General features: G+C 59.3%; 18 protein-coding genes and 1 pseudogene. 5 read left to right on the top strand and 14 right to left on the bottom strand.

Annotated elements, in window-relative coordinates:
• Positions 1-13 precede the first annotated feature (13 nt).
• The 8 genes from gloA to rsxA all read right to left on the bottom strand — a co-directional run bounded on the left by gloA (position 14) and on the right by rsxA (position 7,369).
• Positions 14-427: a lactoylglutathione lyase gene (gloA, locus tag EL255_RS07855; protein WP_042654501.1), complete on the bottom strand. Its 414-nt coding sequence runs from the start codon at positions 425-427 to the stop codon at positions 14-16.
• 193 nt (positions 428-620) lie between these two features.
• Positions 621-1,262: an endonuclease III gene (nth, locus tag EL255_RS07860; RefSeq protein ID WP_042654502.1), complete on the bottom strand. Its 642-nt coding sequence runs from the start codon at positions 1,260-1,262 to the stop codon at positions 621-623.
• Between the two features lie 31 nt (positions 1,263-1,293).
• Entirely contained in the window at positions 1,294-2,052 is a 759-nt protein-coding gene (locus EL255_RS07865; protein WP_042654503.1) for an electron transport complex subunit E, read from the bottom strand.
• Positions 2,053-2,127: 75 nt separating this feature from the next.
• Positions 2,128-2,760, bottom strand: coding sequence for an electron transport complex subunit RsxG (gene rsxG / locus EL255_RS07870; RefSeq protein WP_042654541.1), 633 nt, complete (start codon positions 2,758-2,760; stop codon positions 2,128-2,130).
• Positions 2,761-2,803: 43 nt separating this feature from the next.
• The gene (gene rsxD, locus EL255_RS07875) at positions 2,804-3,856 is read right to left on the bottom strand and encodes an electron transport complex subunit RsxD (protein WP_042654504.1); all 1,053 of its coding nucleotides are present in this window, start codon (positions 3,854-3,856) and stop codon (positions 2,804-2,806) included.
• 3 nt (positions 3,857-3,859) lie between these two features.
• Positions 3,860-6,214 (bottom strand): electron transport complex subunit RsxC, encoded by a 2,355-nt coding sequence (gene rsxC / locus EL255_RS07880; RefSeq protein ID WP_042654505.1) that lies wholly within the window; start codon positions 6,212-6,214, stop codon positions 3,860-3,862.
• Positions 6,215-6,216: 2 nt separating this feature from the next.
• Entirely contained in the window at positions 6,217-6,783 is a 567-nt protein-coding gene (gene rsxB / locus EL255_RS07885) for an electron transport complex subunit RsxB (protein WP_042654506.1), read from the bottom strand.
• Between the two features lie 4 nt (positions 6,784-6,787).
• Positions 6,788-7,369 (bottom strand): electron transport complex subunit RsxA, encoded by a 582-nt coding sequence (gene rsxA, locus EL255_RS07890; RefSeq protein WP_042654507.1) that lies wholly within the window; start codon positions 7,367-7,369, stop codon positions 6,788-6,790.
• A 340-nt stretch (positions 7,370-7,709) separates the two neighbouring features.
• Here rsxA and EL255_RS07895 point away from each other — a divergent pair, with 340 nt between their 5' ends.
• Positions 7,710-7,907, top strand: coding sequence for a hypothetical protein (locus EL255_RS07895; protein ID WP_042654508.1), 198 nt, complete (start codon positions 7,710-7,712; stop codon positions 7,905-7,907).
• Between the two features lie 79 nt (positions 7,908-7,986).
• Here the strand turns inward: EL255_RS07895 and EL255_RS21725 are convergent, their stop codons facing one another.
• Both EL255_RS21725 and EL255_RS07905 read right to left on the bottom strand, forming a co-directional pair.
• Positions 7,987-9,285: a methyl-accepting chemotaxis protein gene (locus EL255_RS21725; protein ID WP_042654509.1), complete on the bottom strand. Its 1,299-nt coding sequence runs from the start codon at positions 9,283-9,285 to the stop codon at positions 7,987-7,989.
• A gap of 345 nt (positions 9,286-9,630) precedes the next feature.
• Positions 9,631-10,467, bottom strand: a complete 837-nt coding sequence (locus tag EL255_RS07905) for an AraC family transcriptional regulator (protein WP_170175996.1) — start codon at positions 10,465-10,467, stop codon at positions 9,631-9,633.
• Between the two features lie 500 nt (positions 10,468-10,967).
• Here EL255_RS07905 and EL255_RS07910 point away from each other — a divergent pair, with 500 nt between their 5' ends.
• Positions 10,968-13,388: a beta-glucosidase gene (locus tag EL255_RS07910; RefSeq protein ID WP_042654511.1), complete on the top strand. Its 2,421-nt coding sequence runs from the start codon at positions 10,968-10,970 to the stop codon at positions 13,386-13,388.
• 83 nt (positions 13,389-13,471) lie between these two features.
• Here EL255_RS07910 and EL255_RS07915 read toward each other — a convergent pair whose 3' ends face one another.
• Entirely contained in the window at positions 13,472-13,909 is a 438-nt protein-coding gene (locus tag EL255_RS07915) for a DUF4124 domain-containing protein (protein WP_042654512.1), read from the bottom strand.
• A gap of 407 nt (positions 13,910-14,316) precedes the next feature.
• Between EL255_RS07915 and EL255_RS21785 the strand changes: the two genes are divergently transcribed.
• Complete coding sequence (locus EL255_RS21785; RefSeq protein WP_408608795.1) at positions 14,317-14,406, top strand: hypothetical protein; 90 nt, start codon at positions 14,317-14,319, stop codon at positions 14,404-14,406.
• A 146-nt stretch (positions 14,407-14,552) separates the two neighbouring features.
• Here the strand turns inward: EL255_RS21785 and EL255_RS07925 are convergent, their stop codons facing one another.
• On the bottom strand, positions 14,553-14,876 hold the full coding sequence (locus EL255_RS07925) for a hypothetical protein (protein ID WP_042654513.1): 324 nt from the start codon (positions 14,874-14,876) through the stop codon (positions 14,553-14,555).
• 258 nt (positions 14,877-15,134) lie between these two features.
• On the opposite strand from EL255_RS07925, the pseudogene EL255_RS21825 reads away from it, so the two are divergent.
• A pseudogene (locus EL255_RS21825) lies at positions 15,135-15,362 on the top strand (hypothetical protein); the annotation flags it as partial.
• Positions 15,363-15,450: 88 nt separating this feature from the next.
• Entirely contained in the window at positions 15,451-15,654 is a 204-nt protein-coding gene (locus EL255_RS21535) for a hypothetical protein (protein WP_232018923.1), read from the top strand.
• Positions 15,655-15,727: 73 nt separating this feature from the next.
• Here EL255_RS21535 and EL255_RS07935 read toward each other — a convergent pair whose 3' ends face one another.
• Both EL255_RS07935 and EL255_RS07940 read right to left on the bottom strand, forming a co-directional pair.
• Positions 15,728-16,345 carry a hypothetical protein gene (locus tag EL255_RS07935; RefSeq protein ID WP_042654514.1) on the bottom strand — a complete coding sequence of 206 codons (618 nt, stop codon included), beginning with the start codon at positions 16,343-16,345 and terminating at the stop codon, positions 15,728-15,730.
• Between the two features lie 70 nt (positions 16,346-16,415).
• Positions 16,416-17,246, bottom strand: a complete 831-nt coding sequence (locus tag EL255_RS07940; protein WP_042654515.1) for a DUF4145 domain-containing protein — start codon at positions 17,244-17,246, stop codon at positions 16,416-16,418.
• Between the last annotated feature and the right edge of the window lie 168 nt (positions 17,247-17,414).

Raw genomic sequence — 17,414 nt, forward strand, 5'->3', positions numbered from 1 at the left:
GTACTGGTGTGACTCAGACGCTCTGGCCGAGGCCCGCGCCTGCGTCTTTCTTGGCGATGAGTTCAATCTTGTAACCGTCGGGATCTTCCACGAAGGCGATGACGGTGGTGCCGCCTTTGACCGGGCCCGGCTCGCGGGTGATCTTGGCGCCGGCGGCACGCAGGGCGTCGCAGGTGCCGTAGATGTCGTCCGCTTCCAGCGCGATATGGCCGTAGGCCGAGCCCAGCTCATACTCGCTCACGCCCCAGTTGTAGGTGAGCTCGATGACGGCTTCGTCCTTCTCGTCACCGTAGCCGACGAAGGCCAGGGTGTACTTGTATTCGCTGTTCTCGCTCTTGCGCAAGAGCTTCATCCCCAGCACGCGGGTGTAGAAATCGATGGAGCGTTGCAGATCGCCGACGCGCAGCATGGTATGCAGGATTCTCATTGCTCAATTCTCCGGGTTGGTGATTGGTACTGCTTTCAATCTAGGTCTTGAGGTCAGGCAGTGAACGGAAAGGAGATCCATCAGCTCTTCTGGTAGACCTTTTCTTTGTTCTCGCACAGGTCTTCGATGATGCAGGAGCCACGGCCGTAGAAGTGTGCGAGCCAGACAGGTGGCTGTGGTGGCCCCCTATTGCTCAGCTCTCCGGGTAGACCTTTTCTTTGTACTCACACAAGTCTTCGATGATACAGGAGCCGCAGCGCGGTTTGCGCGCCAGGCAGGTGTAACGACCGTGCAGGATCAGCCAGTGGTGCACATCCAGCTTGAACTCGGCGGGTACCACCTTGAGCAGCTTCTCCTCCACCTGATCCACGTTCTTGCCCACCGCGAAGCCGGTGCGGTTGGAGACGCGGAAGATGTGGGTGTCGACGGCGATGGTGGGCCAGCCGAAGGCGGTGTTGAGCACCACGTTGGCGGTCTTGCGACCGACTCCGGGCAGGGCCTCCAGCGCCTCGCGGTCCTCCGGCACCTCGCCGTCATGGCGCTCCAGCAGGATGGCGCTGGTCTTGATGACGTTCTCGGCCTTGGTGTTGAACAGGCCTATGGTCTTGATGTACTGCTTCACCCCGTCCACCCCGAGCGCCAGCATGGCGGCCGGGGTGTTGGCCACCGGATAGAGCTTGTCGGTGGCCTTGTTGACGCTCACATCGGTGGCCTGGGCCGACAGCAACACGGCGATCAGCAGCTCGAACGGAGAGTTGAAGTTGAGTTCTGTGGTGGGGTGGGGATTGTTGTCCCGCAGCCGCTCCAGAATCTGTCTGCGTTTTTGATTGTTCATCGATTCTCGGGTCTGTCCTGGCGCAAGAGCATTAGAGCTGGGTGGCGCGGGCACCGGCCGCCGGCACGCTGCAGTGGGCCTTGTCGGCACTCTGTTTGCGGCCCATCCAGTCGTTGATGGCATTCTTGCCGGCGATGAGCAGCCCCAGCCCGATGAAGCCACCGGGCGGCAGGATCGCCAGCAGCAGGCTGGCATCGGCATGGAACAGCTCGATGCGCAGTGACTTGGCCCAGTCCCCCAGCAGCAGATCGGCGCCGTCAAACAGGGTGCCCATGCCGATGATCTCCCGCAGTCCCCCCAGCACCAGCAGCACCAGGGTGAAGCCGAGGCCCATCATCAAGCCGTCGATGGCCGCCAGCAGGGGCGGGTTCTTGGAGGCATAGGCCTCGGCCCGGCCTATGATGACGCAGTTGGTGACGATCAGCGCGATGAAGATGCCGAGCGCCTGATAGAGGCCATAGGTGTAGGCGTTCATCAGCAACTGCACGCTGGTCACCAGGGCGGCGATGATCATCACATAGACCGGAATGCGGATGTCCTTGGGCACCCAGTTGCGCACCAGGGAGATGGCCAGGTTGGAGCTGATCAGCACCACCATGGTCGCCAGCCCCAGCCCAAGGGCGTTGGTGAAGGTGGAGGAGACCGCCAGGGTGGGGCACAAGCCCAGCACCTGCACCAGGGAGGGGTTGTTCTTCCACAGCCCCTGCAGCATCAGCTCCTTGAGCTCTTCGCGACGGCCATTGCTCTCGCTGGCGAGACCCTGATCGTCAATCACATCAATCTGTTCCATCTGTTGGCTCCGCTGTGTTCGAGTAGCCGGCTTCGGCCGTCAATCTGTGCCATCTCGGTTCATTATCGACCGGGATCATGGGGCTGTGTCGCAGGGGGGGGCGTCACGCAGCAGCTCCGGGTGCTGTTGCTGCAACAGCAGCAGGTTCTTCACCGCCTTGACCACGGCGCGAGGGGTGATGGTGGCGCCGGTGAAGGCGTCGAATTCGCCGCCATCCTTCTTCACCGCCCAGCTCGCGTCGTTGTCCGCATTGAGCACCCGGCCGACGAAGCTGTCGATCCAGTTGGATTTCTTCAGCTCGATCTTGTCGCCCAGACCCGGGGTCTCCCTGTGGGCCAGCACCCGCACCGCGCTGACGGCGCCCTTGGCATCGGTACCTACGACCATGCGAATGGCCCCACTGTAGCCGTCGGGGGCCACGGTTTCCAGCGCATAGCCGGTGTGCTCGCCGTTGAGCGTCGCGGTATAGAGCGGCATGGGCTGATCGCTGCCCAGATATTCCCGGCTCCTGACCAGCTTGCAGCTGGCCACCAGATCGTTGTCATAGCTCCCCTCCGGCAACAGGGCTTCGAGGGTGCGCAGCTTCTCCAGCTGTTGCTGGTGGGCGATGCGGTCCTTGGTCAGCTCGTTGGTCAGCACCACCATGGCGGTGCAGCCAAGGGCGAACAGGGCCAGGGTCACGCCGTTCTTGCGCATGCTCTTTAACATGTTGTGGCTCCGGTTCCGCTGGGATGAGAAGTCAAAGATGAGGTCATTTGCGGCGCGCTCCATAGACCTTGGGGCGGGTCAGGCTGTCGATCAGCGGTACGCACAGGTTGGCCAGCAGCACCGCGAAGGCGAAGGCGTCCGGGTAACCGCCGTAGCGGCGAATGAGGTAGACCAGCACGCCGATCAGCACGCCGTATACCAGCCGGCCCCGCGGGGTGGTGCTGGCACTCACCGGATCGGTGGCGATGAAGAAGGCCCCCAACATGGTGGCGCCGCTGAACAGGTGCAGCATGGGGGTGGCGGTGGCGTCCGGCGTGGCCAGATAGCCCAGGGTGGCAGAGAGCAGCAAGGCCCCCAGCACGGCGACCGGAATGCGCCAGTGGATCACCTTCTGCTGCAGCAGGAACAGGCCCCCCAGCAGATAGCACAAGTTGACCCAGCTCCAGCCGATGCCGCCCCAGCCCTCGAACACTTTGTGGGTCATCACCTCGCTGGCGGTGAGGCCCTGGGTCAGGCCGGTCTTCAGGGTGTCGAGCGGCGTGGCCATGGTCAGGCCATCCACCCCCTGCTTGAGCTGCAGCATGCTGTAGCCGTCCAGGCTGAAGCCGGTGAAGATCACCGAGACGGCGTCACCGAAGCCAAGGTCATAGGCCGCTATGCTCGACGGCGGCAACCAGCTGGTCATCTGGACCGGGAAGGAGACCAGCAGCAGCACATAGGCCACCATGGCCGGGTTGAACAGGTTCTGGCCCAGCCCTCCATAGAGGTGCTTGGCGATGATGATGGCAAAGGCGGTGCCCAGCACCAGCATCCACCAGGGCAGCAGGGGGGGCAGGGAGAGCCCGATCAGCACGGCGGTCAGCGCCGCGCTGCCGTCCAGCAGGGCCGGTTTGACGGGGCGGCCCCGCAGTTTGAGTACCAGCGCCTCGCTGCCCAGCGCCGTCGCCAGCGCCAGCAGGATCTGGATCAGGGTTCCCCAGCCGAAGAACCAGATCTGGGCCAGCAGGCCCGGCAGACAGGCCAGGATCACCAGCAACATCAGGGTCTGGGTCTGTTTGCGGTTATGGGCAAACGGCGCACTCGCGATATTGAACATGGATCAGTGACTCTTGTCGGAAAGTGGGTCTGACTCGGTCTCGCCCTGAGCGGCAGCCTCGGCGGCCAGTTTCTTCGCCTTGGCGCGGGCGATGGCGGCGGCGATGGCCGCCTTCCGGGGATCGACTTCGGCGACGGGGGCCGGCTCGATCGCCGGGGCCTCGGCTGTTTTGGCCTCAGTCTCGGCGACCGCTTCCCCCGCAGCCTGGGCGGCCTTCTTGGCCTTGGCGCGAGCGATGGCGGCGGCGATGGCCGCCTTCTTGGGGTCGACCTCGGCGACGGGGGCCGGCTCGACCGCCGGGGCTTCGGCAGTCTTGGCCTCAGTCTCGGTGACCGCTTCCCCCGCAGCCTGGGCAGCCTTCTTGGCCTTGGCGCGGGCGATGGCGGCGGCAATGGCCGCCTTCTTGGGGTCGACGTCGGCAGCGGGGGCCGGTTCGACCGCCGGGGCCTCGGCCGCTTCCCCCGCAGCCTGAGCGGCCTTCTTGGCCTTGGCACGGGCGATGGCGGCGGCAATGGCCGCCTTCTTGGGATCGACCTCGGCGACGGGAGCCGGTTCGGTCACAGTGGCCTCGGCTGTGTTGGCCTCGGGCTCGGCGATCGCTTCCCCCGCAGCCTGGGCGGCCTTCTTCGCCTTGGCACGGGCCAGGGCGGCGGCGATGGCGGCCTTCTTGGGATCTGCCTCGGGCGTCACCGCCGTGATGGTGGCGACCGTTTCGTCGCCATCGCTGGCCTTGGCGGCGCGACGTGCCAGCGCCTCCTGCTTGCGGGCCTCGCGGGCCGCCATCATGGCGGCGTTGTCCGGTTGCGCCTCTGCACCGGCGGCGGTGGCCGCCTGCTTGGCCTTGAGACGGGCCAGGGCGGCGGCGACCGGGTCTTCCCCACCCGCCGTCGTCATGGCCTGGCGGCGCTGGGCCGCCGCCTCGGCATGGCGGGCCTCGCGCGCGGCTTTTTCCCGCTCGAAGCGGGCCTGCTTGGCCTCGAATCGCTGCTTGGCGCGCTCGGCCTTCTCGGCCTCGGCGTGGACCTCGCGGATGTCATCCTTGGCAATCTTGTAGTACTGCACCAGCGGGATCTCGCTCGGGCAGACCCAGGCACAGGCGCCGCACTCGATGCAGTCGAACAGGTTGAGCCCCTCGGCCTTGTCGTACTCCTTGGCACGGCTGTACCAGTACAGCTCCTGCGGCAGCAGGTTGGCGGGGCAGACGTCGGAACAGGCGCTACAGCGGATGCAGGATTGCTCGGGGCCGGGGGGCGGCAGCTCGGCCCGGGTGGGGGAGAGCAGGCAGTTGGTGGCCTTAACCACGGGCACCATGGCGTGGGGCAGGGTGAAGCCCATCATGGGGCCGCCCATGATGACGCGCTGATCCGCCTCCGGCTGCAGCTCGAAGCGCTGCAACAGCCAGCGCACCGGTGTGCCGAGGCGCACCCAAGCGTTGCCCGGCTTCTTGAAGGCATCCCCGGTGAGGGTGACGATGCGCTCGATCAGCGGCTCACCGTCGATGATGGCGCGCTTGATGGCAAACACGGTGGCGACGTTGAGCACCATGATGCCCATGTCGACCGCCCGGCCGCCCTTGGGGACCTGACGTCCGGTGAGCAGCTCGATTGTCTGCTTGGCCCCGCCGGAGGGGTACTTGGTCGGCACTGCCTTGACCAGTACATCCGGGTCTGTGGCATGGCGGTTGAGGGCGTCGATGGCCGCCGGTTTGTTGTCTTCCACCCCGATCAGGGTCAGCTTGGGCTTGAGCAGGTGCTTGAGCACCCGGATGCCGTCCATGATCTCGTCGGCATACTGCTGCATCAGCCGATCATCTGTGGTGATGTAGGGTTCGCACTCCAGGCCGTTGACGATCAGGATCTCGGTGAGCTGGCCGCGGCCATCGAGCTTGCTGTGGGTCGGGAACACGGCGCCGCCGAGGCCGGCGATACCGGCCTGCTGGATGCGTTCGAGCAGTTCGCCCCGCTCCAGATTCCAGTAATCGGGGCGAGCGTCGCGCACTCCCCAGGCATCTTCCCCATCCGGGGTGAGGGTGATGCAGAGATCATCGAGGCCGGACGGATGGGCCACCGTATGGAGGTCGATGGCGGTGACTGTGCCCGAGGTGGAGGCATGCACCGGCACTATGCGGCCCTTGTCATAGCGGGTCAGCGGCTGACCCTTCTTGACCTTGTCACCGACCCGTACCAGCAGATCGCCGGCCGGGCCCGCGTGCTGGCGCACCGGGATGATGAGCTGGGGAGGAATCCCCGCGTCCATCACAGGTGTCAGGCTGGACTGGTGCTTGTTTTCGGGAGGATGAATGCCGCCGTGAAAATCCCAGAGGGTGCCGGCTTTGATACGTTCGAGCAAGGACTGCATGGTTACTCCACTATCTTGACCGGAATGGTGACCTTGGCCAGATCCCATTTCCAGTTATCGACCGTGGTCGGAACCGGGATCATCTCGATACAGTCGGTCGGGCAGGGGTCGACACAGAGATCGCACCCTGTGCACTCGCTGACGATGACGGTGTGCATCGCCTTGGTGGCACCGAGGATGGCATCGACCGGGCAGGCCTGGATGCACTTGGTGCAACCTATGCACCTGTCTTCGTGAATGAAGGCCACCTTCTTGATGGGCACCGCCGCCTCGTCACCGCCGCCGAGCGGCTGGGGCTCGACCCCCATCAGGTCGGCTATCTTGCGCATGGTGGCATCGCCACCGGGCACGCACTTGTTGATCTGATCGCCGTTGGCGAGCGCCTCGGCGTAGGGCTTGCAGCCGGGATAGCCGCACTGGCCGCACTGGGTCTGGGGCAGCAGAGCGTCGAGCTGATCGACGATGGGATCCGCCTCGACATGAAACTTGACGGCGGCAAAGCCCAGAATGAGGCCGAAGGCCAGGGCCAGCAGGGCCAGCACCAGGATGGCAAAGAGTATATGGGTCATAGCGCTATATCTTGATGAGGCCGGTAAAGCCCATGAAGGCCAACGACATCAGCCCGGCGGTGACCATGGCGATGGAGACGCCGCGAAAGGGGGTGGGCACATCGGCGGCCACCAGACGCTCGCGCATGGCGGCAAACAGGATCAGCACCAGCGAGAAGCCGCACGCCGCGCCGAAGCCGTAGATGATGCTCTGCATGAAGTTGTGGCGTTCGTTGATGCTCAGCAGCGCCACGCCGAGCACGGCGCAGTTGGTGGTGATGAGTGGCAGGAAGATGCCGAGCAGGCGATAGAGGGTCGGGCTGCTCTTGCGAATGACCATCTCGGTGAACTGCACCACCACCGCGATCACCAGGATAAAGCCGAGGGTGCGCAGGTAGGCGATGTTCAGCGGGATCAGAATATAGTGCTCCATCAGATAGGAGCAGGCGCTGGCCAGCGTCATCACGAAGGTGGTGGCCAGTCCCATGCCGATGGCGGTTTCCAGCTTGCCAGAGACGCCCATGAAGGGGCAAAGGCCGAGAAACTTCACCAGCACGAAGTTGTTGATCAGGACAGTGCCGACCAGTAAAAGCAGGTACTCAGTCATGGGAGATGGGTTATCCGGTATGAAGGCGACCGTATTATCTGATTTTAGGTGCCTTTAGACAACCGGAAGGCCGCATGGTTATTATTCGGATGGCCAATTTAGGGGGGCGTCGTGCCCCTTTCCCTCCTTTTTCCCTGATCATGTCCCGGTACTGTGACCGTGCCCAGGCCGGTGTCGTGGCTTAGGCCTGCGGCAGAGGCATCGTCATAGACCCGGGGTTTGTCCCCTGTTCATCGCGCAGACTGAGTTGGTCAGCGGCCCTTTGTTGGCTACCTTGGCTACATTTTGAGTAGCAGTGTGGCCGCATGGCGCAAGCGTGCAGAGAGTGAGGAGCCGAGCGATGAACAGCATGATGTTACTGGCGAGGGCGCAGACGCTGCTGACCCACCATCCCTTTACCCTGGCCGATGCGAGGGCGCTGGAGGCGCTGGAGGAGGAGGCAGTGGGCGAGGAGGGGCTGCGCATCGCCGAGTTGTGGGAGGCGGCCCTGGCATTGGCCGATGAGGATGCCAGACGCTACCTGCAGGGGGAGGATTGAGCCGCGAACTGAATAACGGCTAGCCCAGTCAGCAAACAAAAACACGGGGACAGGCCCCGTGTTTTGTTGTGACTAGCGCTTAGATGGACAGGCTCTTGACGGTGTCCGAGACCGAGTTGGCATCCTCGATGATCTCCTTGATGACGCTGGAGACGATGTTGGCCTGCTCCTGTCCCGCCACCGCCTTGTCGGAGACGATGGAGACGGTCTGGGTGATCTTCGAGGTGATGTCGGAGTTGTGCTTGATGACCGAGACGATCTCGTTGGTGGAGCTAGAGGTGCGCGCGGCCAGTTGCCGCACCTCGTCCGCGACCACCGCAAAGCCCCGGCCCTGCTCCCCGGCCCTGGCCGCCTCGATGGCGGCGTTGAGTGCCAGCAGGTTGGTCTGATCCGCGATGCCGCTGATGGTCGAGATGATGGACTCGATGCTCTTGGATTGCTGATTGAGCAGATCTATCTGCTTGCTGACCTCGTTGACCGAGGTGTTGATGTGGCGGGAGGTCTCCAGCACCTTGTCGATCACCTCGCGCCCCTTGGCGGCGCTCGAGACGGTCTCGCTGGCGATGGCGCAGGCCTTCTGGGCCGCCTCACGAGTGGAGATGGATTTCTCGACCCGCTCGGTGATGTCGCTCGCCAGCTTGATGATTTTGACCACCTTGCCCTCGTGGTTGAAGATGGGGTTGTAGGTCGCCTCCAGCCAGATCTTCTCGCCATGGCGTCCCAACCGCATGAAGAGCCCTGACTTGATGCTGCCCGAGCCCAGATCCCGCCAGAAGTTGGGGTTCTTATGATAAAACTCGGGATCGCAGAATTGGCGGTGGTGCTTGCCGACCACTTCCTCCAGCCGGTAGCCGAAGCAGTGGAGGAAATTCTGGTTGGCGGTGATGACGGTGCCATCCGGTTGAAAGTCGATCACCGCCAGCGACTTGTCGAGCGCCGCCAGCAGGGCCTGGGTGCGCTCCAGTGAGCTTTGTTGCGGGCTCACATCGGAGGCGACCTTGGCGACCCTGGCCACCCGGCCGTCGATCATGATGGGGAAGTAGGTGGCCTCCAGCCAGACGGCCTTGCCGGACTTCGACTGGCGGATGAAGCGGCCATTGCGCGCGGTGCCGCCGCGCAGATCCTGCCACAGGCTCTCGTATTCACGGGTCTTGACGTCTTCCGGGAAGCAGAGCGCGCTGTGGTGCTTGCCGATCAGCTCCTCTCGTTGAAAGCCCACTATCTTCAGGAACAGATCGTTGACGAAGGTGACTATGCCAGCCGGGGTAAACTGGATGTAGGGAACCTGGGACTGGATGGCTTGTTCGAAGGCCCCCAGCTCCATCACTCTTGCCGCCTGTTCACTCGCTTCCTTGCTGGTTGTGCGTTTCCAGAACATAACAGAGCTCCTCCATGAGACCCTTGAATGACAGACTGACCGTAATCTGAGTAAATTAACAATAGCATCGCTATCCCATGAACCCTACTCGAATTACGGTGAACTTTTTGTATTTTTAATTTTCAGTGCCGATTAATTTACTGGGTGAGGAACTATTGAAAATAGGCTAGTCCCTGCGTGGCCAGATAATCACAGGGTGATCTCCCGATCATGCAGGATGCAGCCATAAATACGCATCAATTGGCACCCCATAATTATGGTGCCATTCGGAATGTGATTGCAGGCCTGGGGGCGAGATTATCGGCATCACACCCATTTACATGAGATCTATTTATATGAGGCCCATCAGATCCGCTGACCGAGCCGGCGCCGATAGTGCAGGGGAGAAGAACCCATATGGGTCGAGAAAAACCGCGAGAATACCGAGAGGGAAGAGAAACGCAGCCGTTCGCTGATATCCTGAATACTCAGGTTGGTTTCGGCCAGCCAGCGACAGGACTTATTTATTCGCACCTTTTTTAATAGCAGGCTGAGATTGGTTTCCTCCTGACCGAGGCGAATATTGATGGTCCAGCGACTCATGCCCATGACGGCACAAATATGATCCATGAAACTGGTCTCATCCTGGATATGGTCATTCTCGATGACCTCATCGAGCAGGGAATAGATCAGGGATGAAAAACCCTGCTCATGTTCCAGCACCGCCACCTTGCGGGTGATCAGCTGGTGCTGATTCTTGTTGAGCAGGGGCAGATAGGTCTCGGCCGGGCTGGCCAGATCGGCCCCCTTGAAGTAGATGATGTTGGCCTCCTGCCCAAACTGGCAGTGGCAGCCGAAGGCATCATCGAGCCGCTTGCGCCCGCGCTCATCGTTCCCGCGCAGGGAAACGGCGCTCTCGGTGGTGGGGGCATAGAGACGGACGAGGGCCCTGAGCAGCATGAAGTTGCCGATGGCGGAGTAGTTGCGCTGCGGCATGCCTGACTCCTCGACATAGCCGATGGCGAGATGCTCCCCCTCTTTGCGCAGGACGAAGTTGTCGCAGTTGCCGATGATGACCCGGTTGCGGATATAGCCGAGCACCGCCTCCTCGGCATTTTTCTGATTGAGGCAATAACCCACCAGCTCCGGGAATAATGCGTAGGCCCCGCTGATGATCTGGTCATCTGCATCGGTTTGGCGCATGCGCTCTTGCCACAGGAAATCATATGGCTCCGTCTCTCTAATAAAGCGCAGATGCTGTTTGTCCGAGATGCGGCCATCATTCTTATCCAGCTCATATTGGCTGAGTTGACACTGCGCACGGATGGCATCGGTATTAACGCCATTTTCGCGCAGGAAATGCAGCGTCGATCTGGCGATAATATTGGAAACGCTCTTCCCCATATAAGTCCCTTCATGCCTGATAAGTATTATTGTGCTGGCCAGGCAGCATCCTGCTGCGCTGCGCGATTAAGGCATCTTCCCGGTGAGATAACTGCGCGTCAGATCAAATGCAGTGAAACTTAACGTCTGTTGTTGTAACCGAATGTAACGCTGTGATGGCGGTGGTGATATTGAATATCACCACCGCCATGCACAATTCCCGCTCCCGGATGCAAAGCGGGCGCCCTTGTCTTCGCGCTACGCTGCACAGGCTATTCTGGCTTGTTTGTTCACCTGAACATGGAATGAAAGGGAATCATATGAAACATAATAATAACCTCAACAGATGGAGTGGGGTTGCCATTGCCATCGCAGTGGCCCTGGTGGCGCAAGGATGCAATGACAACAGCTCCAGCGCCAAGACGGAGGTCAACAAGGATAACGCCTATTACCGCGCCCTCGCCGAGGGGATGGTGCAGAAGATGACGCCCGAGGAGCGGCTGGGGATGCTGGTGGGGCCTGGCTATGTGTTTGCCAATGGCGCCTTCGTGGCCAACAAGGATGCCCTGAATAACCTCAAGAGCGATGTGCCCGGCAGCGTGGGCTACATCAACGGGGTATACAACGCCGAGTCGGGTCTGGACATCGCGGCCAGCAAGCTGGCGGATGGGCCTGCCGGGGTGCGCATCACGCCGACCCGGGATGGGGAAGCGGGCACCTTTTATGGCACCGCCTTCCCGGTGGGCACTTTGCTGGCCTCGACCTGGGATGCGGCCCTGGTCAAGCAGGTGGGGGCCGCCATCGGCAATGAGATCAAGGAGTACGGGCTGGATGTCTGGCTCGCACCCGGCATGAATATCCAGCGCGACCCGCTCAACGGTCGCAACTTCGAATACTTCTCCGAGGATCCGCTGGTGTCGGGAGTGATGGGGGCCGCCGAGGTGGCGGGGGCCCAGGCCCAGGGGGTGGGAACCACCATCAAGCACTTCATCGCCAACAATGCCGAGACCTCGCGCTCCATCGTGGACAACATCATCTCCCCAAGAGCCATCCGGGAGATCTATCTGCGGGGCTTCCAATACGCGGAGGAGCACGCCAACCCCTGGGCGGTGATGACCGCCATGAACAAGGTCAACGGCACCTACACCGGGCAGTGGGCCGATCTCAACACCGCTGTGCTGCGGGACGAATGGGGCTTCGAGGGCTTCGTCATGAGCGACTGGTGGTCGGGGGACGGCAGCTATGCCGCGATGATCAAGTCGGGCAATGACCTGATTGAACCGGGTGGACCGGCTTTGCCATACGGTTACGGGGATGCCCTGACCGGCCTGCAGGAGGCCTATGCCGCCGGGGATCTGAGCGCCGATACCATAGCGCAGGGGGCGGTGCGGATCCTGACCCAGGTATTGAAGATGCCATCGAACCAGGGCTATGTGGCCGGCAATGCGCCGGATCTCGACGGCCATGCTCGCCTCTCCCGGCAGGCGGCCAGCGACGGCATGGTGCTGCTGAAAAACAGCCAGGCCAGTCTGCCCTTGACCAAGGGCAGCAAGGTCGCCTCCTTCGGGATCACCCAGATCAACACGCTGAAAGGTGGGGCCGGCAGTGGTGATGTGAACGCGGCCCATACCGTCAATATGGTGGACGGGCTGGCGCAGCAGTTCGCCGTCGATGCCGGGCTGAAGGAGTTCTATCGCAGCTTCTTCGAGGCGAACAAGACATCGAGCGACTTCGGTGGCATCTCCACCGTGGTGAGCTGCCCGGAGCCGGCGCTGAGCCCGAGCGACATCGGCGCCTACGCCGCCAGCAATGACGTCGCCGTCATCACCCTGGGCCGCAACTCCATGCAAGGGGTGGATCGCCAGAACCTGAAGGGCGACTACCAGCTGTCGGATGTGGAGCAGAGCCTGATCGACGACGTCGCGGCCGCCTTCCACGGCCAGGGCAAGAAGGTGGTGGTGGTGCTCAACATCAGTGGCGTCATGGACACCAGCGCCTGGCAGGATAAGGTAGACGGCATCCTGCTGGCCTACATGCCGGGGCAGGAGGCGGGCAATGCGGTGGCCGACTTGCTGTCGGGGGCCGTCAACCCCAGCGGCAAGCTGACCCAGACCTTCCCCCTCAGCTACACAGATGTGCCCTCGTCCAAGGGCTTCCCAGGTACCGACACCGACGGTGATGGCACCATAGATACCCACTACTACAACGAAGGCATCTATGTCGGCTATCGCTACTATGCGACCTTCGGCAAGGGGGTGAGCTATCCCTTTGGCTATGGACTCTCCTACACCAGCTTCGACTACAAGAACACGGCGATCACGGCCAACAGCCTCACCGAGCAAGGGGGCAAGCTGAGCCTGACGACGACGGTGTACAACAGTGGCGATGTACCGGGCAAGGAGGCCGCCCAGGTCTATGTGGCCGCGCCGGCGGGCACCCTCGGCAAGCCGGCCATCGAGCTCAAGGCATTCGCCAAGACCGGCCTGCTGGCGGCGGGGGCAAGCGAGACGCTGAGCTTCGAGATCCCGGCCACTTGGCTGGCCAGCTTCGACAACCTCAACAGCGAGTGGGTCATCGAGCCCGGGACCTACAAGCTGTATGTGGCCCCGTCCAGCGAGGTGTCGGCCATAGAGCCGCTGACCTTCACCCTGGCCAGCAGGCTGGTGGTCAGCAAGACCACGCCCGGCGCCCTGGCGCTGCCGGCCGGGGTCACCGAGGCCGCTTTCGAAACCCAGTATTGAGGGAGTAGCAATGGGGGAGCCTTGGCTCCCCCTTTTCATTCCAGTTTGCAGGTTCAGGCGCCGACGTTGGCACCTGAGCCTGTCTATTTCTGCTGCTGAAGGGTCGTGATCTGCTTGTTCAGGGCCTCCATGTCGCTCTGATGGCGGCGGGTCAGGGACTGTATCTCGGCGGCGGAGCGTGGCTCGCCGGTCTGGGATGTCGTGGCCCCGTTGAACCTGGCGATCTCACCTTTCATCTTCTGCTGTTTGGCCTCCATCTCGGCGCGCAGGGTCGCAATCTGGCGCTGCTTCTGGCTGTCGGCCAGATTTTTTTCTATCTCCTGGGTCTGCTTGCTGGCCTCTGCCACCGCCTCGACCGGTGGGGTGTAGACGCGCAAGTCCATGGGTTTGGCGTCACCGCTGCAGGGGATGTCGCTGAAGCTGACGCGGCCGTTGACTGTGCATTGATAGACGGCGGCCTGGGTAACCAGCGGGGCAGTGAGAATCAGGCTGGTGAGGCAGATGGCCAGAATGCGTGACATGGACTCCTCCTTGAATGCGGTGCCTGCACAACCAAGCCTGGGCAGGTTACTTGCTGATTGCATCGGGTATCTGAAACAGTAGTCGCTGCGGCGAGCCGCTTCATGACAGATTGCCACAGTTTATGAAGGTGTTCTGGCGTTGCCGGCCGGTTTGCCTGTGCGGTGGCTCTCATACAGCCCATCACTTCAAGGTGCTCCAGGGTAGTGACGGGCTATGTGGGAAAAAACAGTACAAAATCCAATCTAAATGTCAGTCCATCCACTGTCACATTCGGGCTATCGGCCCGGTCGCGCGGCCCTGCGTCATATTGTACCTATTGCTTGCCCCTGCCCGTGAGTCGGTGCTGGCAGAGGTGCACTGTATGGGCGGTTGCGTTGACTATATCCCCAGCGGGGAACACCCCAAGATGGCGTTGCGAGATAGGGCTATCCGGGATGAGTTCAACAGTCGCAATATAGAGAAATTGGGTCGCCAACATGGGCTGCCGGTAGCCTAAACCCATGCGGTAGTGACGGAGCAGTGGCAATTGATCAGGCCCCGGTATCAGCCTGGATTGTCTGGATATCAAGAGTGGTGCTGCTCAGATCGAGTAAAACCCCGCCATGGCGGGGTTTTACTTTAAATAACCAGAGAGTCTTTATATCAGGCGTTGGCAGGGATGGTGCATGTAGCAAGGAATTGGCCGGAAGGTTGCTTTTGGTAAACAATGCGCCCACCTCGGCTATATACTTCCTCAACTATGTTAGTCCACTCGTCGCCATATTTATGTGTTACCTCCTTCTCCAGTGGGTCATGAATGACGAGAGCCGGAGGGATTTCGAAGCCACTGCAGAGAATTGGCTTGATGCTATCAAGCTCTTCGAAATCACTAACAGAGATATCGCGAGCATCAACGGTAAATGTCAGCGAGCCACCGTTCTTAATAAAGCTTTGGAACTCTTGAGTTGTTGAGTCTATGATTGCCATCTCATCTCCTTAAAACATCAAGTCACAGTCATTTAAAGTGCTGCATAACAATATGCAGGAGCAAGAAAATACCCAGGCGAGGGTCCTGTGTCAACCCTTTAATTGATGCCTAGATGCTGCGAAGTTATATTAATGTTTTTGAAAATGAAACTTTAAATTTGCGATTAATATGTGTGAAGAACATGTAATTAATGGCGGGGTACCTACTTCGTACCCAAGCCCGCCACTGTCACCATCAAGACCAGCGAGATCCCGCCGGTGCTGCTGGCCGCCGCCTTTATGGGGCTGGAGAGCCCGATCAACCAGGGAGCGGGGACGCTGACCGAGGTGGCGCTGACCCTGCCAGCGCACCCCAAGTGGGTGAGCCTGGGCAAGACCAACCTCTCGGCCACCGGCCTGGTGGTGAAGGAGGGCGCCACTGCTCTGGTGCTCGGCACCGACTTCGAGATCAACTATGCCCTGGGGTTGCTGCGCGCCACCAAGGCGGGGGCGGTGGCAGACGGTGGTCCGGTGACGGTGAGCGGCAGTTACAACGCCGACCGGCACACGTATCGCCGGCAACGTGCAGCCGGAGGTGAAGGCCAAACTGACCCTGGATGGGCGCAGTGTGATCGGTGGGGAGTCCATCATCTTGACGGTGCCCCGTGCCAGCCTGGCCCCCAAGAAGGCGGTGGACTTCCTGAGCGACAAGCCCATCGAGATCGAACTGGAGGGGGAGCTGCTGGCCTTGGATGGCGAGGACGCACCTTTCTATGTGGATCGGCCGGAAACGGTGTAGCTGATACGAGAACGGCGGGGAGACCTGCCGTTTTTTCTTAACTACCGCCAATGCTTATCCATAAACGTATTTGTTAAATGGATTTGTTATCAAAGACACCTTCACTTGCTAGTTCCCCAAACTGCAAAGCAAGTTCCGTAATGTCATAAAAATACTCTACAGCTTCACGCATAGTCGGTGGTTGGCATTCATCCTGATGGGTTAGTTCGTTTCGTCTCTTAACTGCAGCCGCTAAGCGCTCCAGAAGAGTGTCATCTAAAACGCCACGGAACGTCTTTGCTTGCTTAATATTGAATGGGGCTTTGAAGAGAATACATATTTCCTTGAATAATTCGAACTGTTCAATTATCGCCGCTTTGGCAATGTAGGGAGCCACTCTGGAGCCATCAACCTCAGGGAGATCTATCCTACGCATACCACTCTCTAGCTCACGCTGAAAAACCACATCTGCTCTTGCAGCAATAACTCGAGATTCGATGCTTGTTTTTACAATGTAAGGAAAGCTTCTATCAATTTTAACTTTATTTTCTGGGGCTTCAATTAATGGCCCTTCAAGCCAAGCGTTATTGTCATTACCTATATTTTTCCATTCACACATTTTTTCAGCCGAACGAGCCAAATCAAACACAATTGCTACCTGGTTCATAGCCATATGGGCTTTTTGTTCGTATTTTATGTATGCATTAAACATTCTTTGGTTAACCTATCCATTCGTTCATTATAGCCGTGTTTATGGTGTGAGTATATTGCTGTGCGGATAGTTAGCTGTTCTTGATTTCAACCAACTCTACAATGAACTCCGCATATTCTTCATAGCCTTGAAGAATTTCATTCAACTGTTCTTGAGTTAACTCTCGCACAACCTTTTTTGGGTTTTCAACGTATGGGGTTATCGATGTAAGGCGATACCTTTTCTTATAATAATAGTCATCAGACTGTTCGGGAGTAATGATCTCTTCGAGAACTACGGTTCCGTCAGATGCCTGCATTCTGGCAAGCCAATACAATTCTTCGAGTAAATTTATTCCCACATCAACAATTGTTCTTGCACCTTCTTCAGATATGCTTTCGCCATGAATTGCGCGGTTGCACAATGCAATAACTTCTCGCAATGCTTTCCCTATATCATGGTTGATTATTTCTTGGTTAGTGAGTTGGTTCACAAGAATCCCAAGCGAGGGATTTCTAACGGCAATCGAGTTAAAACGAGCAAGTTGTCCAAGAATTTTTTCAAGCTCAATACGGATTTTTGCTAAAGCTATTACTGGATCTGATTCTGCTAACGCCTTGATTGCATCACTAGTAGCATATATTTCAGCTTGTTCTTCACGAGTTTCTTGGGTTTCGTTGAGCGTTTTTTCGGTTTCCGATTTTATCTTACGAATTTCATTAATATCTATTTCAGCTTCAAAATCCCCGAACTTTATTTTCTTAACTGCGGCCACGAAAGGGCTGAGAAGCATAACGACTAATAATAGAATTGAAGTCGTATCAACGGTTAGATTTACAATTTTCAAACTATGGTCAATGAGTAAAATGAAAGCAACCCCAAATGCAATCCACCAGAGATTTCGTAAGACCGTTTCTTTCATAACACCAGAAGCTCATATGATTGAATAATACAGGCGGTATTTTGCCATTTGGTTCCAGATTGTGCCATGCCAAGTTCTCTTCCTTGTGACATGCCTCAGTAATACGCCATAAACCTACCTATTGTGCCATCCCTTTACCATGGGGCAACTCTGAATCTGATCGGAATG

Source organism: Aeromonas encheleia (genome assembly GCF_900637545.1).
In the GTDB taxonomy this organism is placed as follows: domain Bacteria; phylum Pseudomonadota; class Gammaproteobacteria; order Enterobacterales; family Aeromonadaceae; genus Aeromonas; species Aeromonas encheleia.

Bases quoted from the DNA above. Each gene is read 5' to 3' on its own strand.
- EL255_RS07925 (WP_042654513.1), bottom strand. From the start codon at position 14,876: ATGGCAATCATAGACTCAACAACTCAAGAGTTCCAAAGCTTTATTAAG.
- gloA (WP_042654501.1), bottom strand. From the start codon at position 427: ATGAGAATCCTGCATACCATGCTGCGCGTCGGCGATCTGCAACGCTCC.
- EL255_RS07910 (WP_042654511.1), top strand. From the start codon at position 10,968: ATGAAACATAATAATAACCTCAACAGATGGAGTGGGGTTGCCATTGCC.
- EL255_RS21725 (WP_042654509.1), bottom strand. From the start codon at position 9,285: ATGTTCTGGAAACGCACAACCAGCAAGGAAGCGAGTGAACAGGCGGCA.
- EL255_RS21785 (WP_408608795.1), top strand. From the start codon at position 14,317: ATGGCGTTGCGAGATAGGGCTATCCGGGATGAGTTCAACAGTCGCAAT.
- EL255_RS07940 (WP_042654515.1), bottom strand. From the start codon at position 17,246: ATGAAAGAAACGGTCTTACGAAATCTCTGGTGGATTGCATTTGGGGTT.
- EL255_RS07865 (WP_042654503.1), bottom strand. From the start codon at position 2,052: ATGGAACAGATTGATGTGATTGACGATCAGGGTCTCGCCAGCGAGAGC.
- rsxG (WP_042654541.1), bottom strand. From the start codon at position 2,760: ATGTTAAAGAGCATGCGCAAGAACGGCGTGACCCTGGCCCTGTTCGCC.
- rsxB (WP_042654506.1), bottom strand. From the start codon at position 6,783: ATGACCCATATACTCTTTGCCATCCTGGTGCTGGCCCTGCTGGCCCTG.
- rsxA (WP_042654507.1), bottom strand. From the start codon at position 7,369: ATGACTGAGTACCTGCTTTTACTGGTCGGCACTGTCCTGATCAACAAC.
- EL255_RS07905 (WP_170175996.1), bottom strand. From the start codon at position 10,467: ATGCGCCAAACCGATGCAGATGACCAGATCATCAGCGGGGCCTACGCA.
- EL255_RS07935 (WP_042654514.1), bottom strand. From the start codon at position 16,345: ATGTTTAATGCATACATAAAATACGAACAAAAAGCCCATATGGCTATG.
- nth (WP_042654502.1), bottom strand. From the start codon at position 1,262: ATGAACAATCAAAAACGCAGACAGATTCTGGAGCGGCTGCGGGACAAC.
- EL255_RS07915 (WP_042654512.1), bottom strand. From the start codon at position 13,909: ATGTCACGCATTCTGGCCATCTGCCTCACCAGCCTGATTCTCACTGCC.
- EL255_RS07895 (WP_042654508.1), top strand. From the start codon at position 7,710: ATGAACAGCATGATGTTACTGGCGAGGGCGCAGACGCTGCTGACCCAC.
- rsxD (WP_042654504.1), bottom strand. From the start codon at position 3,856: ATGTTCAATATCGCGAGTGCGCCGTTTGCCCATAACCGCAAACAGACC.
- rsxC (WP_042654505.1), bottom strand. From the start codon at position 6,214: ATGCAGTCCTTGCTCGAACGTATCAAAGCCGGCACCCTCTGGGATTTT.